Source organism: Aeromonas sp. s13 (assembly GCF_040907905.1).
In the GTDB taxonomy this organism is placed as follows: domain Bacteria; phylum Pseudomonadota; class Gammaproteobacteria; order Enterobacterales; family Aeromonadaceae; genus Aeromonas; species Aeromonas veronii.
The window spans coordinates 16,972-30,668 of record NZ_JBFOCS010000062.1 but is presented as its reverse complement, the minus strand read 5'-3'; the positions used below and the strand labels follow the sequence as shown (position 1 = coordinate 30,668).

Genomic DNA, 13,697 nt, shown 5'->3' with positions numbered 1-13,697 from the left:
CTGATCCCATGCCGAACTCAGAAGTGAAACGCGGTAGCGCCGATGGTAGTGTGGCATTCGCCATGCGAGAGTAGGACACTGCCAGGCACCCAATTTCAAGATTACGCCCAGCGTGGTCTTTACCGGTTAGTGTGCTGATATGGCTCAGTCGGTAGAGCGCATCCTTGGTAAGGATGAGGTCCCCAGTTCGATTCTGGGTATCAGCACCATTAAATAGAAAGCCTCCCTGAAAAGGGAGGCTTTTTTGCATCTGTCAGTTTTCTTATATCCCCCTACATTCCCTATTCCCGCAATCCCCCTCTGCTTGCAGCCGACACTATTTATCTGCTGGTTTGAGTCCTAATGTGTTACTCATTTGACTGCTATTGATGGTTTTATCCAGAGATTTAACCATGATTGATTGACGTAAAACGTTTTACATGTAAAATCCGGCGCGTTTTGCCTATTACGTGGCGAGAGAGCATGGCGCAGGATAACGAATACTGTTTGGGGGCGGTACCCGCCAAAGGGCGTAAAGGTGTGCTGTCGCTGATGCTGGTGATGCTCGGCCTGACCTTCTTCTCTGCCAGCATGTGGACCGGTGGTGCGCTGGGTACCGGGCTGGTGTTCGATGACTTCATCAAGGCGGTACTTATCGGCAACTTGTTGCTGGGTATCTACACCGCTTGTCTCGGCTATATCGGTGCTTCAACCGGTCTCTCTACCCATCTGCTTGCTCGTTACTCCTTTGGGGTGAAAGGTTCCTGGTTGCCATCCTTGCTGCTGGGCGGTACTCAGGTCGGCTGGTTTGGCGTCGGTGTCGCCATGTTTGCCCTGCCGGTGCAGAAAGCGACCGGCATCGATGTGAACTGGCTCATCGCCATTTCGGGCATTCTGATGACGGTAACCGTCTACTTCGGAATCTCCGCCCTGATGGTGTTGAGCTTTGTGGCCGTACCGGCTATCGCCCTGCTGGGTGGCTACTCGGTCTGGTTGGCGGTGACCTCGACCGGTGGCATGGCTGCGTTGCAGCAGGTGCAACCAAGCAATCCTATCGAGTTCACCACGGCATTGACCATGGTGGTCGGTTCCTTTATCAGTGCAGGAACCCTGACCGCCGACTTTGTTCGATTTGGTCGCAAACCCTGGGGCGCCGTCATGATTACCATGGTGGCGTTTTTTTTGGGCAATACTCTGATGTTCGTCTTCGGCGCAGCCGGCGCGGCGGTAACCGGTCAGGCCGATATCTCGGAGGTGATGCTGATGCAGGGGCTGCTGATCCCCGCCATTCTGGTGCTGGGCCTCAACATCTGGACCACCAACGACAACGCCCTCTATGCCTCCGGCCTCGGTTTTGCCAACATTACCGGTCTCAAGAGCAAGCCGCTCAGCGTGATCAACGGTCTGATCGGTACCGCCTGTGCCCTCTGGCTCTACAACAACTTTGTCGGCTGGCTGGCCTTTTTGAGTACGGCAATTCCCCCGATTGGTGGCATTATCATCATAGATTTCCTGCTCAATCGTGAGCGTTACCGTCAGTTTGCCGATCAGCAGTTCGAGACGGTGCGCTGGCAGGCACTGGTAGCAACGGCAGTCGGGGTGGCTGTCGGCAAGTGGCTGCCGGGCATAGTGCCACTCAACGCGGTATTGGGCGCCGCCTTCACCTATTTCATTCTGGTTCGCCTCACCCAGCGGCCGGTTCTGGTACAGGAAGCTAGCAAATGCTGATTCAACATATTCGTTTGGCCGATCGGGAAGAGTTGTGGCAGATCCGCTGTCAGGATGGGGTCATCACCGCCATCGAACCCCATGACGAGCATGCCGTCGCCGGTCGGGTGCTGGACGGGGAGGGCGGTCTGGCGATCGCTCCCTTTATCGAACCCCATATTCACCTCGATACCACCCAGACGGCTGGGGAGCCGAGCTGGAATCTCTCCGGCACCCTGTTCGAGGGGATCGAGCGCTGGGCCGAACGCAAGGCACTGCTGACCCATGAGGATGTTAAACAGCGTGCCATCCAGACGCTGAAGTGGCAGATCGCCAACGGCATCCAGTTTGTGCGTACTCACGTCGATGTCTCCGATCCCAATCTGGTCGCGCTCAAGGCGATGCTGGAAGTGCGGGAAGAGATGAAGGAGTGGGTGGAACTGCAGATCGTCGCCTTCCCGCAGGAGGGGATCCTCTCCTACCCCAATGGCAAGGCATTGCTGGAGGAGGCGCTCAAGCTGGGGGCCGATGTGATCGGTGCTATTCCCCATTTCGAGTTCACCCGGGAATATGGGGTCGAAAGTCTGCACTACATCTTCGATCTTGCCGAGAAGTATCAGGTTCTAGTCGATGTGCACTGTGACGAAATCGATGACGAGCAGTCCCGTTTCATCGAGACGCTGGCAACTCTGGCCTACGAGCGCGGTATCGGGCATCGGGTCACCGCCAGTCACACCACCGCCATGCACTCCTACAACGGCGCTTATGCTTCCCGCCTGTTCCGTCTGCTCAAGATGGCGGATATCAACTTTGTGGCCAATCCGCTGGTGAACATTCACCTGCAGGGGCGGTTCGATACCTATCCCAAACGCCGCGGCATTACCCGGGTGAAGGAGATGCTGGAGGCGAACATCAACGTCTGCTTCGGTCACGATGACGTGTTCGATCCCTGGTATCCCATGGGCACTGCCAACATGTTGCAGGTGCTGCACATGGGGCTGCATGTCTGCCAGATCATGGGTTACGAGCAGATCAACGACGGTCTGAAGCTGATCAGCAGCCACAGCGCCCGCACCCTGAATGTGCAGGATCGCTATGGTATCGAGGTGGGCAAACCGGCCAACCTGTTGATCCTGCCTGCCGACAACGGCTTCGATGCGGTGCGCCGTCAAGTGCCGGTGCGTTACTCGATCCGCCACGGTAAGGTGATTGCCCAGACCCGCCCGGCCCAGACCGAGATCGTGCTGGGTGAGCCAGAGCCCATCGATTTTCGCCGCTGAGATTTCAATCAGGCTGGATGACGATTAGTTCCGCCTCTGGGCACAAGGGCCGCCATTGCGACATAATGGCGGTCTGACCCTGAGGGAGTGACACCATGCAAACCTGGTTCTATGTTGCTGCAGGGGGCGCCATCGGCGCCTGCCTTCGTTTTGGGATTGCCGAACTGATGGCCTTGCTGCTGGGGCGCCACTTTCCTTACGGGACTCTGGTGGTCAACGTGGTGGGCTCTTTCATCATGGGGGTGGCATTCGCCCTCATCAGTCATGGTCATGTGGTAGAACACCCGATGAAGCCGCTGCTGATGGTGGGGATCCTCGGTGCCCTGACCACGTTTTCTTCCTTTGCCCTCGATACGGTAGTGCTGGCTCAACATGGGGCCTATCTGAAAGCGCTGCTCAATATCGGTCTCAATCTCTTCCTCTGTCTGGCCATGGTGGTGCTGGGCATGCAGTTGGTTGCGAGCCGGGTTTAAGGTGTCCGGACGCCAGTGGCTCTGGTAAACTGGCGGCCATTCTTTGCTCTATGGGTGTTTAAGGGATGTCAGAACAAGCAACGACAACGCATTTTGGCTTTAAAACCGTGGCCGCGACCGAGAAGGAAACTCTGGTAGCAGGTGTCTTCCATTCGGTGGCAGCCAAGTATGATCTGATGAACGATCTGATGTCGTTCGGCATCCACCGCCTGTGGAAGCGCTTCACCATCGACTGTTCCGGTGTGCGCAAGGGCCAGAAGGTGCTGGATCTGGCCGGTGGTACCGGTGACTTGACCGCCAAGTTCTCCCGCATCGTCGGCGAGACCGGTCAGGTGGTGCTGGCGGATATCAACGACTCCATGCTGAAAGTGGGCCGCGACAAGCTGCGCAATCTGGGGGTCGCCAACAACGTCTCCTACGTGCAGGCCAATGCCGAGGCGCTCCCCTTCCCGGATAACCACTTCGACGTGATTACCATCGGCTTCGGTCTGCGCAACGTCACCGACAAGGACAAGGCGCTCGCCTCCATGTTCCGGGTGCTCAAGCCGGGTGGCCGTCTGCTGGTGCTGGAGTTCTCCAAGCCGGTCAGTGAAGTGATCGCCAAGCTCTATGACCTCTACTCCTTCAAACTGCTGCCGAAAATGGGCGAAATTGTCGCGAACGACAGTGAAAGCTACAAATATCTGGCAGAGTCCATCCGCATGCACCCGGATCAGCAGACCCTGGCTGGCATGATGGAAAATGTCGGTTTCGAGCAGGTGGAGTACTTCAATCTGACTCAGGGTGTGGTCGCCCTGCACCGCGGTTACAAGTTTTAAGGTTGCCTATGCCGATGGATGCCATGGTCACCGCGGTGATCGAAACCAGCCTCAACCAGTTGCTGGCGCTGGACAAACAGAGCCCGGAGCGGCTGCGCAAACTGATGGGCAAGGTGCTCAAGCTGGAGCTGCGTGAACTCAAGCCGCTCTGGTTCGTCTTCTCCGAGCGTCGGCTGGATGTGCTGGCCCAGCATGAAGGGGAGGCCGATGCGGTGCTCAGCCTGTCGCTGACCGCCCTTGGTCTGCTGAAAGACCCGTCCGCCCTGACCCGTTATATCCGCGAGGAGAAACTGGATCTGAGCGGTGATCCCCAGCTGGTACAGGCATTCAGCGTGCTGCTGGGTGAGCTGGATATCGACTGGGAAGAGGAGCTGTCGCGCTATACCGGCGACGTGCTGGCCCACACCCTGTTCAGCGGTGCCCGTCAGGCGCGCCGTTTGGTCGGCCGCGAACTGTGCCGCACCCGCAGCCAGCTGGCGGAATATCTGACCGAAGAGGCCCGCCTCGCCCCCGGCCCGCTGGAAGTGGCGAGTTTCAACGATGACGTCGAGGTGCTGGCCCTGCAGCTCAAGGCCGTCGAACTGCGGCTGGCCCGCTTCGAACAGCAGGTGACCTGATGACCCCGAAGGAGTTCAAACGCCTCTATCGCATCATCACCATCCTGCTGGAGCAGGGCATCGACGAACTGGTGCCCGCCCGCTATCAACCCTGGCCGGGTCGTCTGGCCCGTCGCTCCCTGTTCTGGCTCAAGAACACGCAACCGGATCTCAGCCGCGGTGCCCGCATTCGCCTCGCCTTCGAGGCCCTTGGCCCCATCTTCATCAAGTTTGGCCAGATGCTTTCGACCCGCCGCGACCTGCTGCCGCCGGATATCGCCGAAGAGCTGGCCCTGCTGCAGGACAGGGTGCCCCCCTTCTGTGGTCAGGCGGCGCGCCAGCAGATCGAGCTGAGCTTGGGTTGTCCCATCGAAACCCTGTTTGACGACTTCGACGAGACGCCGCTGGCGTCGGCCTCCATCGCGCAGGTGCATACCGCCCGCCTGAAGGAGAGTGGCCGCGAGATCGTCATCAAGGTGATCCGTCCCGACATCGAGCCGGTTATCGAGGCTGACCTGCGGTTGATGCAGGCGCTGGCCCGTCTGGTGGCCCGCTTCGTGCCCCAGAGTGCGCGACTGCGCCCCATCGAGGTGGTGGAGGAGTATCGCAAGACCATCCTCGACGAGCTGAATTTGATGCGCGAAGCGGCCAACGCCATCCAGCTACGCCGCAATTTCACCGGCTCCGAGGCGCTCTATGTGCCTGAAATCATCACCGACCTCTGCCGCGAGCAGGTGCTGGTGATGGAGCGCATCTACGGTATTCCGGTCTCCGATATCCCGGCGCTGGAAGCCAACGGCACCAACATGAAGCTGCTGGCCGAGCGCGGGGTAGAGGTCTTCTTCACCCAGGTGTTCCGCGACAGCTTCTTCCACGCCGATATGCACCCGGGCAACATCTTCGTCTCTTACGAACATCCGGAAAACCCGCTCTGGATCGGTATCGACTGCGGCATCGTCGGTACCCTCAATCGGGAAGACAAACGCTATCTGGCTGAGAACTTCCTCGCCTTCTTCAACCGCGACTATCGTCGGGTGGCGGAGCTGCACGTGGAGTCGGGCTGGGTGCCGGCAGACACCAAGGTGGACGAGTTCGAGTTCGCCATTCGCACCGTGCTGGAGCCTATCTTCGAGAAGCCGCTCTCTGAAATTTCGTTCGGTCACGTGCTGCTCAACCTGTTCAACACTGCGCGCCGCTTTCATATGACGGTGCAGCCGCAGCTGGTGCTGCTGCAAAAGACCCTGCTCTATGTGGAAGGGTTGGGGCGTCAGCTCTACCCGCAGCTCGATTTGTGGCAGACCGCCAAGCCGTTCCTCGAAAACTGGATGCACGAACAGGTCGGGCCCAAGTCGGTATTGAACGCCATCAAGGAGAAGGCGCCATTCTGGGCCGAGAAGCTGCCGGAGCTACCGGAGCTGGTCTATGAGACCCTGCGTCAGACCCGTCATCAGCAGCGTCATTTCGACCAGATGTTTGCCGAGTTCCGCCGTCACAGCCGTCGGCAGGGGCAGGCCCGCTACCTCTTAGGGGTTGGAGCCAGCCTGCTATTGGTGGGTGTATTCTTGCTGACCCAAAAACAACACATTGAGTGGGGACAAGCCAGTCTCGCCGGTGCAGCCCTCTGCTGGCTGGTCGGCTGGTTGCGAACCCGTTCCCATTAATCAACAACCGCGCCGTCAGGCGCCTGTTCTGGAGAGAAAATCATGGGTGGTATCAGTATTTGGCAATTGTTGATCATTGCAGTCATCGTCGTGCTGCTGTTCGGTACCAAGAAACTGCGCGGCATTGGCGGTGATCTGGGCGCGGCGGTCAAAGGGTTCAAGAAAGCCCTCTCCGACGAGCCGGCTGATGCCAAGGCCGAGCAGAAAGATGCCGAGTTTCCCCCGAAACAGCTGAACGAAGCGGCCACTCAGAGCAGTGAGACCGCCAAACAGAAAGACAAAGACCAGGCCTAAGCCATGTTCGATATCGGTTTTTGGGAGCTGGTCGTTATCGGTGTGGTAGCACTGGTGGTACTGGGGCCCGAGCGGCTGCCGGTTGCCATCCGCACGGCTACCCACTGGATCCGCCTCATTCGTTCGACCGCGAACTCGGTCAAGTCCGAGCTGGAGCAGGAGCTCAAGTTGCAAGAGCTGCATAACGACCTCAAGAAGGCGGAACAGTTGCAGATGAGCAACCTGAGCCCCGAGCTGCAGGAGTCCATCGAACAGCTCAAGGCGGCGGCCCAGTCGGTCAATCGCCCCTATCAGGTGGAGAACGAGATCCGTCCGCCGCGCACCGAGCCAGTCGCCCAGGCTGAGCCTGCCACGCCGGTTGAGCCTGCGGTGCAACTGAGCCACGACGTGCCGCCGGTGAACAGCCAGCGGGAGAGTGAGCCGGTGCCGGTCAGCGATTCCGCAGTAAAAGGGGAGGTGAAGCCATGAGTCAGGCCGAACAACCCCTGATCAGCCATCTGGTTGAGTTGAGAACCCGCTTGCTGCGCTCCATTACCGCCATCCTCGTGGTGTTTCTGGCGCTGATCTACTTCTCCAACAACATCTACGACTTCGTGGCCCAGCCGCTGCTCAGCCAGCTGCCGGAAGGGACCAGCATGATAGCGACGGATGTGGCGACCCCCTTCCTGACGCCGATCAAGCTGACCCTGGTGGTCTCCTTCTTCGTGGCGATCCCCTATCTGCTCTATCAGGCCTGGGCCTTTATCGCCCCCGGTCTGTACCAGCATGAGCGGCGCCTGATCATGCCGTTGGTGGTCTCCAGTGCCCTGCTGTTCTATGCGGGGATGGCGTTCGCCTACTACGTGGTGTTCCCGCTGGTGTTCGGTTTCTTCACCAGCACAGCACCCGCAGGGGTGACGGTGGCGACCGATATCGCCAGCTATCTGGACTTCGTTCTGACCCTGTTCTTCGCGTTCGGGGTGGCGTTCGAAATTCCGGTGGCTACCATACTGCTCTGCTGGACCGGCGTGACCACACCGCAAAACCTGAAGGAGAAACGTCCCTACGTCGTTGTCGGGGTGTTTGTGGTCGGCATGCTGCTGACGCCGCCTGATGTCTTCTCCCAGACCCTGCTCGCCATTCCGATGTGGGCGCTGTGGGAGATAGGTCTGTTCTTCGCCCGCTTCTACGTGAAGAAAGAGGATGAAGAGCAACAGGAACAACCGGATGGGGAGAGCTGAGGCTCTGTTCGTCACCTGTTTGCCGGACGGCGAGAGGATGACGAAGTCCGCAGGAATAGCAGAACGAGGGGAGCTTAGGCTCCCTTCCTCTTTTCATGCTCCCGTTCGAGGCGTATGGTAAGACCCCATTCGGTAGATGGTTTTCAAATACCTGATATGCATTCCTTTTGTTCGGAACGTCTCATCCCATGATCGATATCGGCTTAAATCTGACCAGCAGCCAGTTCGCCGGCGAACAGCCTGAGCTGGTGGCCCGTGCCCGCGCCGCCGGAGTGGACGCGCTGATCCTCACCGGTACCGATCTGGCTGGTAGCTGCGAGAGCGCCGAGTTGGCCGCCCGCTGGCCGGGCTACTGCTTCTCCACCGCCGGGGTACACCCTCACGATGCCAAGAGTGTCGATGAGGCGACCCTGCCCGCCTTGCGCGAGCTGGCAGCCTTGCCGCAGGTGGTCGCTATTGGCGAGTGCGGCCTCGACTACAACCGCGACTTCTCCCCCCGTCCGGTGCAGGATGCGGTATTCGACGCCCAGCTGGCACTGGCCGCCGAGCTCGGGATGCCGGTGTTTCTCCACTGCCGCGATGCCCACGCCCGTTTTATCGAGATCCTCCGTCCCTGGTTGCCGAAACTACCGGGAGCCGTGCTGCACTGCTTCACCGGCTCCGATGAGGAGCTGGACGAGTGTCTGGCGCTGGGGCTGCATATCGGGGTGACCGGCTGGCTCTGTGACGAGCGCCGCGGCCAGCTGCTGCGCGAACAGGTGGCCCGTATTCCGGCCGGTCGGCTGATGATCGAGACCGATGCCCCCTATCTGGTGCCGCGAGATCTGAAACCGCGTCCGAAACGCAACGAACCTGCTTTTTTGCCGCACATCGCCCAGGTGGTGGCGGCCTGTCGTGGTGAAGCGCCCGAGGCCTTGCTGGCCCATACCCGGGCCACCTCCGCCGCGTTCTTCCAACTTCCTCTCCAGGAGTGATTCATGGCTACAACTCTTCCGGGCGCCTTTCCGGGCCGCCGCCTGCGCCGTCTGCGCAAACATGATTTCAGCCGTCGTCTGGTGCGCGAGAACGTACTGACCGTCAACGATCTCATCTATCCGGTGTTCGTGCTGGAGGGGGAGAACCGTCGGGAAGCCGTTCCCTCCATGCCGGGGGTGGAGCGTCTCTCCATCGATCTGCTGTTGGAAGAGGCAGCCGAGTTGGTGGAGCTGGGCGTGCCTGCCATTGCCCTGTTCCCGGTGACCCCGCTGGAGAGCAAGAGCCTGATGGCGGAAGAGGCCTACAACCCGAACGGGCTGGCCCAGCGCACCGTGCGCGCCCTCAAGGCTCGCTTCCCGGAGCTCGGGGTGATCACCGACGTGGCGCTCGATCCGTTCACCACCCACGGTCAGGACGGCATCATCGATGACGAAGGCTATGTGCTGAACGACATCACCACCGAGATCCTGATCAAGCAGGCGCTCTCCCACGCCGAAGCCGGGGTCGATATCGTCGCGCCGTCCGACATGATGGATGGCCGCATCGGTGCCATCCGTGCCGCGCTGGAAGAGAACGGCTTCATCAACACCCAGATCATGGCCTATTCCGCCAAGTACGCTTCCTGCTACTACGGCCCATTCCGCGATGCGGTTGGCTCTGCCGGCAACCTTGGCAAGAGCAACAAGGCTACCTATCAGATGGACCCGGCCAACAGCAACGAAGCCCTGCACGAAGTGGCGCTGGATATTCAGGAAGGGGCCGACAGCGTGATGGTCAAGCCGGGTATGCCCTATCTGGACGTGGTTCGTCAGGTGAAGGATCAGTTCGGCGTGCCGACCTTCGCCTATCAGGTCAGCGGCGAGTACGCCATGCACATGGCGGCGATCCAGAACGGCTGGCTGAAAGAGAAGGAGACCATCATGGAGTCTCTGCTCTGCTTCAAGCGGGCCGGGGCCGATGGCATTCTCACCTACTTCGCCAAGCGCGTAGCGCAGTGGCTGAAGGAAGATGCCCGTTAAGCCGGGTTGAAAGAGGGGGAGCCGATGGCTCCCCCTCTGTTGTTATGGCTCTCTTTTGGTCACGAGCGGATGATTACAGCTTGGTCCAGGCATCGCTCCAGTGGCTGCCGGTACCCGGTTCATAGTGGCTTGTCGAGCCGCCACACCAGCCACTATAGGGCCAGGGTTTGCACTCGTAGTCGCCACCGGCATTGCTGACCCGTTCGCCACTCTGATAAGCGGTGCCCGCAACATAGGCCGGGTAGCTGCCGTTACCATCGTTACTGTCACCACCCGGAGCCTGTTCCACCAATGCCAGGGTGAAGCGGCGCTCGAAGCCCTGCTTGCTCCCCTCAGCCATGCCCGCCAGCAGCAGCTCGTAACTGCCGGCCGCTAGGCCCGACTGCGTCAGCTGCAGGGAACCCTGACCATCGATCAGAGCGCTGCCGGTGGCGACCGGATTGCCATCCTGCAACAGGGTCGCGGTGACGGTCACCGGGTTGGCGGTGGTCAGCGTCAGGCTGAAGTCGAGCGCGCCGTTAACGATGGAATATTCAGACGCCAGGTCGGTGACGGTGAAGTCACTGTTGCTACCGGTCGTGGGCAGGATGAAGTCCCCGCTCAGGTAGGTCAGACCGGTCCAGCCAGAGCTGGTCAGCCAGTGTTTGCCATTGGTCTGATAGACGTTGGGCAGCTGGGTGCACTGGTTGTTGTCATTGACGAAGCCGATACCGTAAAAGCCCGCCACATTCTTGTAGCAGAGCTGGCGACCATTCTGGTGCAGCACCGGCTGAGCCAGCTTGCCCTTGTGGTGGAGTGACAGCCAGTCAAACTGGTTGATGGCCGAGACCAGCGGCACAAACTGGCCATCAGGCTGACGATAACGGATCAGGGAGCCGGCATCACAGAGCAGACCCTCAGCCTGTTGTTCGACGTAGCCGTAGTACTGCTCGCCATCCTGGAAGGTGAACCGGCAGAGATTGCCTTTCTCCGACTCCTTGGGGATCCAGCCCATCAGCAGTCGCTCCTGATTGGTCAGGGCCGCCAGCTGCCCGGCACTGAAGTCGCTGCCGTTGGCTACCCAGCCTTGCGGCATGGTGGAGAATTGCATGAAGTAGTGGTCGGTATAGTACATGTGGCTGTCAGCGCGGTGCTTGCGAGCCCCCTGGCTGACCGAGTTGTAGCGATAGATGTCGTTTTCCGGCTTGTGGAAGCCGTTGAGATCATCGTCCAGATAGGGCAGGTCGCCCTTGCGGATATGGTAGTTGGCCATGCCCGTCATCAGGGGATGCCAGCCGTGGCTGCCACGGGCAAACGCGCTCTCATGGCTGTAGGACTTCCCATCGAAGCCGTGGCCAAATTCGTGGGCAATGATGCCCCAGCTGCCGTAGTAGTGACTGACAAAGTTAAAGGTATCGACCCCGGTGATGCCACCACTCCCGAGCCCGCCCCCCATGGCGGTGATCCCCAGGTTGAGGTAGGGGCGCTTCATCAGGCTGTGGTAGTAGTAGTCATAATCGGCGGCCGTAAAGATCCCGTTCGGCACATAGCTGTTGCCGCCATTGCCGAACATCTCGTAGCCGTTCACCGCCTTGAAGTTGTACCAGACGTGTTTGAACTCCTCGGTCGAGACCATGTAGGCCAGGTTGGTGGCGATGATCAGCCACTCGCGGGCGTAGAGGGCATTGATGGGGCGCCAGGAACCGCTGGTATTGGTGGCGAAACGCACGTTCCAGCTTGGCTTGAGGCGTGCCAGCTTCTGGGCAAACGGATCCGAGTTGGAGCTGAACCTGTGCTCGAACTGGGCGGGCAGATTGATGCTGTTGTCGAGCAGGTTGTTGAGATCAAACACTCCGTCGCGGCTGGCGCTGTTGAAGCGTCCCTGCTCGCCAAAGGCGCTCAGTGGCAGGGTGATTTGGGCATAGGCGGGCAGGCGATCGAGCTGGCCCAGGATCAGCCACTTGTTGATACCGTTCAGGCGTGACTCGATATTGATGTCATGCAGCTCTCTGGCGGCATAGTTGGTGATGCGCACCGTGTCGTTATCAAGCAGCTCGGTCTTGACCAGCGAATTGATGTTGACCGAACGCTGGGCGCGATCGATCAGCACCTCGTAGGGTTCGTCATTGCGCAGTATGTAGCTGACTGTGGCCGGCATCAGCTGATCGAAGATCAGCGGGCGAGCCGGCAACTGCTCGTCGGCCGTGAAGCTGATCTCCTTGCTCAGCAGCTGGTTGAAACCCAGGCCGCGCTCGTTGGCGGTGACAAGCGCCGAGCCCGCCAGCTGGAGATCTTTCAGCGCCGCCACGGGCTGCTGGTTGATCTCCCGGACAGTAAAAGTCGGGTTCTTGAACTGAAAGTCGTTGGCGATCAGGGTATCGGCATCATGCCACTCGATGCGGTCCTTGAAGTTCACCACCAGCCGATCGCTATCCATGTCGATTTTTTGCAGATTGCTGTCGGCGATCACCTGCTCAGGCGCCAGCGGGGTGTTGCTGGCGATGGCATCAGCCAGTTTGCGCAAGTCATAGATGTAGTAGTTTTTGCCGGCGGTGTGGGCCAGGAGATAGTCACCCACCTGATGGAGTTGCACCAGACGGTGGCTGTATTTTCCTTCAAAGGCGAGCCGACCGGCGATGGGGGTCTTGAGGCTGTTCTCCGGCGTCACATCCTGCTGGCGGTAGACTTTGATCTCACTCAGCGCATCGGCCACCAGCACGTAATCCTGATTGGCAAAGACGGCCTGGGCGCGGTGCAGGCTGTTGCTGCCGGAATCCCGACCGGTTCCCAGGGTGGTGACATGGCGATGTTCATCGGCCAGATCGAAGATATCGACCCGGTGCGAGTAGCGCGAGACCACGTAGAGCAGGTTGTTGCGGACAAACAGTTCGCTGACCTGGTTGTAGGCCGTGGCACTGCCGGTTTCGGTGCCGCGGATCTCGCCAATCTGCTGGCGGCTCGGGATATCGATAATGGCCACATGGCCCGGATTGCCGTTCTGGCTGACATAGAGCCGATCCTGATAGCGCTCGACCGCCGTGATCAGGCTGGCGTCCAGCCCCAGCTGGTCGGCCGTCAGCTCCTCGCCTTTGTCCAGATATTGCAGCGAGGTGGCAAACGAGTTGACGCTGCAGGAGCTGGTCTCCATCACCACCCGGGAGCGTTCGCCATTCTGGATCTGGCCGTGGGGGAAGTACTCCAGCAGACAGCCGTTGCCGTAGTCATAGTTGCCAAAGCGTTTGCTGACCGCAACGACCCCACCGTCGTACCAGGTCAGCTCCCACTCCTCATCGAAGAAATCAAAGACGTTACGAATGGCTGTTTCGTCGAAAAAGTGGGGTTTGGGCAGATCGAACAGGATGTGGTTATCCGCTGTCAGCGGGTAGAGCAGGCCGTTGATGGCAAGGTGTCGCTTGCCATCCTTGATGATCACGTTCTGCTCGTCAGCCGCACTCTGGTGCAGCGCGGCGAGGCGCGCCGTCATCTGCTCGTAGTGCTCCTGATAGGTTTGTTTGAAATAGGCTTGTTCGCGCTCATCGGCCACGACATGGGCCGACAGCAGCAGACCGAGCAGGGTGGCAAGCTTGGTGGTTCTTGGCATGGTGATTTCCTTATCTTGGTGGTTGTTGGACGTTTTTTTGGTGGTTGGCAAGCATGTAAAAGAGAGGGGCTAACCCGTCCGGGTCAGCGCATCCT

Annotated in this window: 12 protein-coding genes and 1 tRNA gene; 12 read left to right on the top strand and 1 reads right to left on the bottom strand. The window is 59.6% G+C overall.

What is annotated here, in order from left to right; translation table 11 throughout:
* The first annotated feature begins 133 nt into the window (after positions 1-133).
* The 12 genes from AB5Y82_RS11050 (at position 134) to hemB (ending at position 10,022) form a co-directional block, all read left to right on the top strand.
* A tRNA-Thr gene (locus AB5Y82_RS11050) sits at positions 134-209 on the top strand.
* 253 nt (positions 210-462) lie between these two features.
* Positions 463-1,707 carry a cytosine permease gene (gene codB / locus AB5Y82_RS11045; protein ID WP_106844568.1) on the top strand — a complete coding sequence of 415 codons (1,245 nt, stop codon included), beginning with the start codon at positions 463-465 and terminating at the stop codon, positions 1,705-1,707.
* Complete coding sequence (locus AB5Y82_RS11040) at positions 1,701-2,966, top strand: cytosine deaminase (protein WP_368173957.1); 1,266 nt, start codon at positions 1,701-1,703, stop codon at positions 2,964-2,966. The genes codB and AB5Y82_RS11040 overlap by 7 nt, the downstream gene beginning before the upstream one ends.
* 95 nt (positions 2,967-3,061) lie before the next feature.
* On the top strand, positions 3,062-3,439 hold the full coding sequence (gene crcB, locus AB5Y82_RS11035; RefSeq protein WP_005339378.1) for a fluoride efflux transporter CrcB: 378 nt from the start codon (positions 3,062-3,064) through the stop codon (positions 3,437-3,439).
* A 65-nt stretch (positions 3,440-3,504) separates the two neighbouring features.
* A complete protein-coding gene (ubiE, locus tag AB5Y82_RS11030; RefSeq protein WP_005342396.1) occupies positions 3,505-4,257 on the top strand; it encodes a bifunctional demethylmenaquinone methyltransferase/2-methoxy-6-polyprenyl-1,4-benzoquinol methylase UbiE in 753 nt (250 codons plus the stop codon).
* 8 nt (positions 4,258-4,265) lie between these two features.
* Positions 4,266-4,874 (top strand): SCP2 domain-containing protein, encoded by a 609-nt coding sequence (locus AB5Y82_RS11025; RefSeq protein ID WP_106844566.1) that lies wholly within the window; start codon positions 4,266-4,268, stop codon positions 4,872-4,874.
* Positions 4,874-6,514, top strand: coding sequence for a ubiquinone biosynthesis regulatory protein kinase UbiB (gene ubiB / locus AB5Y82_RS11020; RefSeq protein ID WP_368173956.1), 1,641 nt, complete (start codon positions 4,874-4,876; stop codon positions 6,512-6,514). Before AB5Y82_RS11025 ends, ubiB begins: the two co-directional genes overlap by 1 nt.
* Positions 6,515-6,556: 42 nt before the next feature.
* Entirely contained in the window at positions 6,557-6,808 is a 252-nt protein-coding gene (tatA, locus tag AB5Y82_RS11015; protein ID WP_005339385.1) for a Sec-independent protein translocase subunit TatA, read from the top strand.
* 3 nt (positions 6,809-6,811) lie between these two features.
* Positions 6,812-7,276 (top strand): Sec-independent protein translocase protein TatB, encoded by a 465-nt coding sequence (tatB, locus tag AB5Y82_RS11010; protein WP_368173955.1) that lies wholly within the window; start codon positions 6,812-6,814, stop codon positions 7,274-7,276.
* Positions 7,273-8,028 carry a twin-arginine translocase subunit TatC gene (tatC, locus tag AB5Y82_RS11005; RefSeq protein WP_005339388.1) on the top strand — a complete coding sequence of 252 codons (756 nt, stop codon included), beginning with the start codon at positions 7,273-7,275 and terminating at the stop codon, positions 8,026-8,028. Before tatB ends, tatC begins: the two co-directional genes overlap by 4 nt.
* A 188-nt stretch (positions 8,029-8,216) precedes the next feature.
* Positions 8,217-9,002 carry a TatD family hydrolase gene (locus AB5Y82_RS11000; protein WP_368173954.1) on the top strand — a complete coding sequence of 262 codons (786 nt, stop codon included), beginning with the start codon at positions 8,217-8,219 and terminating at the stop codon, positions 9,000-9,002.
* A 3-nt stretch (positions 9,003-9,005) separates the two neighbouring features.
* Entirely contained in the window at positions 9,006-10,022 is a 1,017-nt protein-coding gene (gene hemB, locus AB5Y82_RS10995; RefSeq protein ID WP_005357271.1) for a porphobilinogen synthase, read from the top strand.
* Positions 10,023-10,095: 73 nt separating this feature from the next.
* Here hemB and AB5Y82_RS10990 read toward each other — a convergent pair whose 3' ends face one another.
* On the bottom strand, positions 10,096-13,602 hold the full coding sequence (locus AB5Y82_RS10990; protein WP_368173953.1) for a hypothetical protein: 3,507 nt from the start codon (positions 13,600-13,602) through the stop codon (positions 10,096-10,098).
* Positions 13,603-13,697 lie beyond the last annotated feature (95 nt).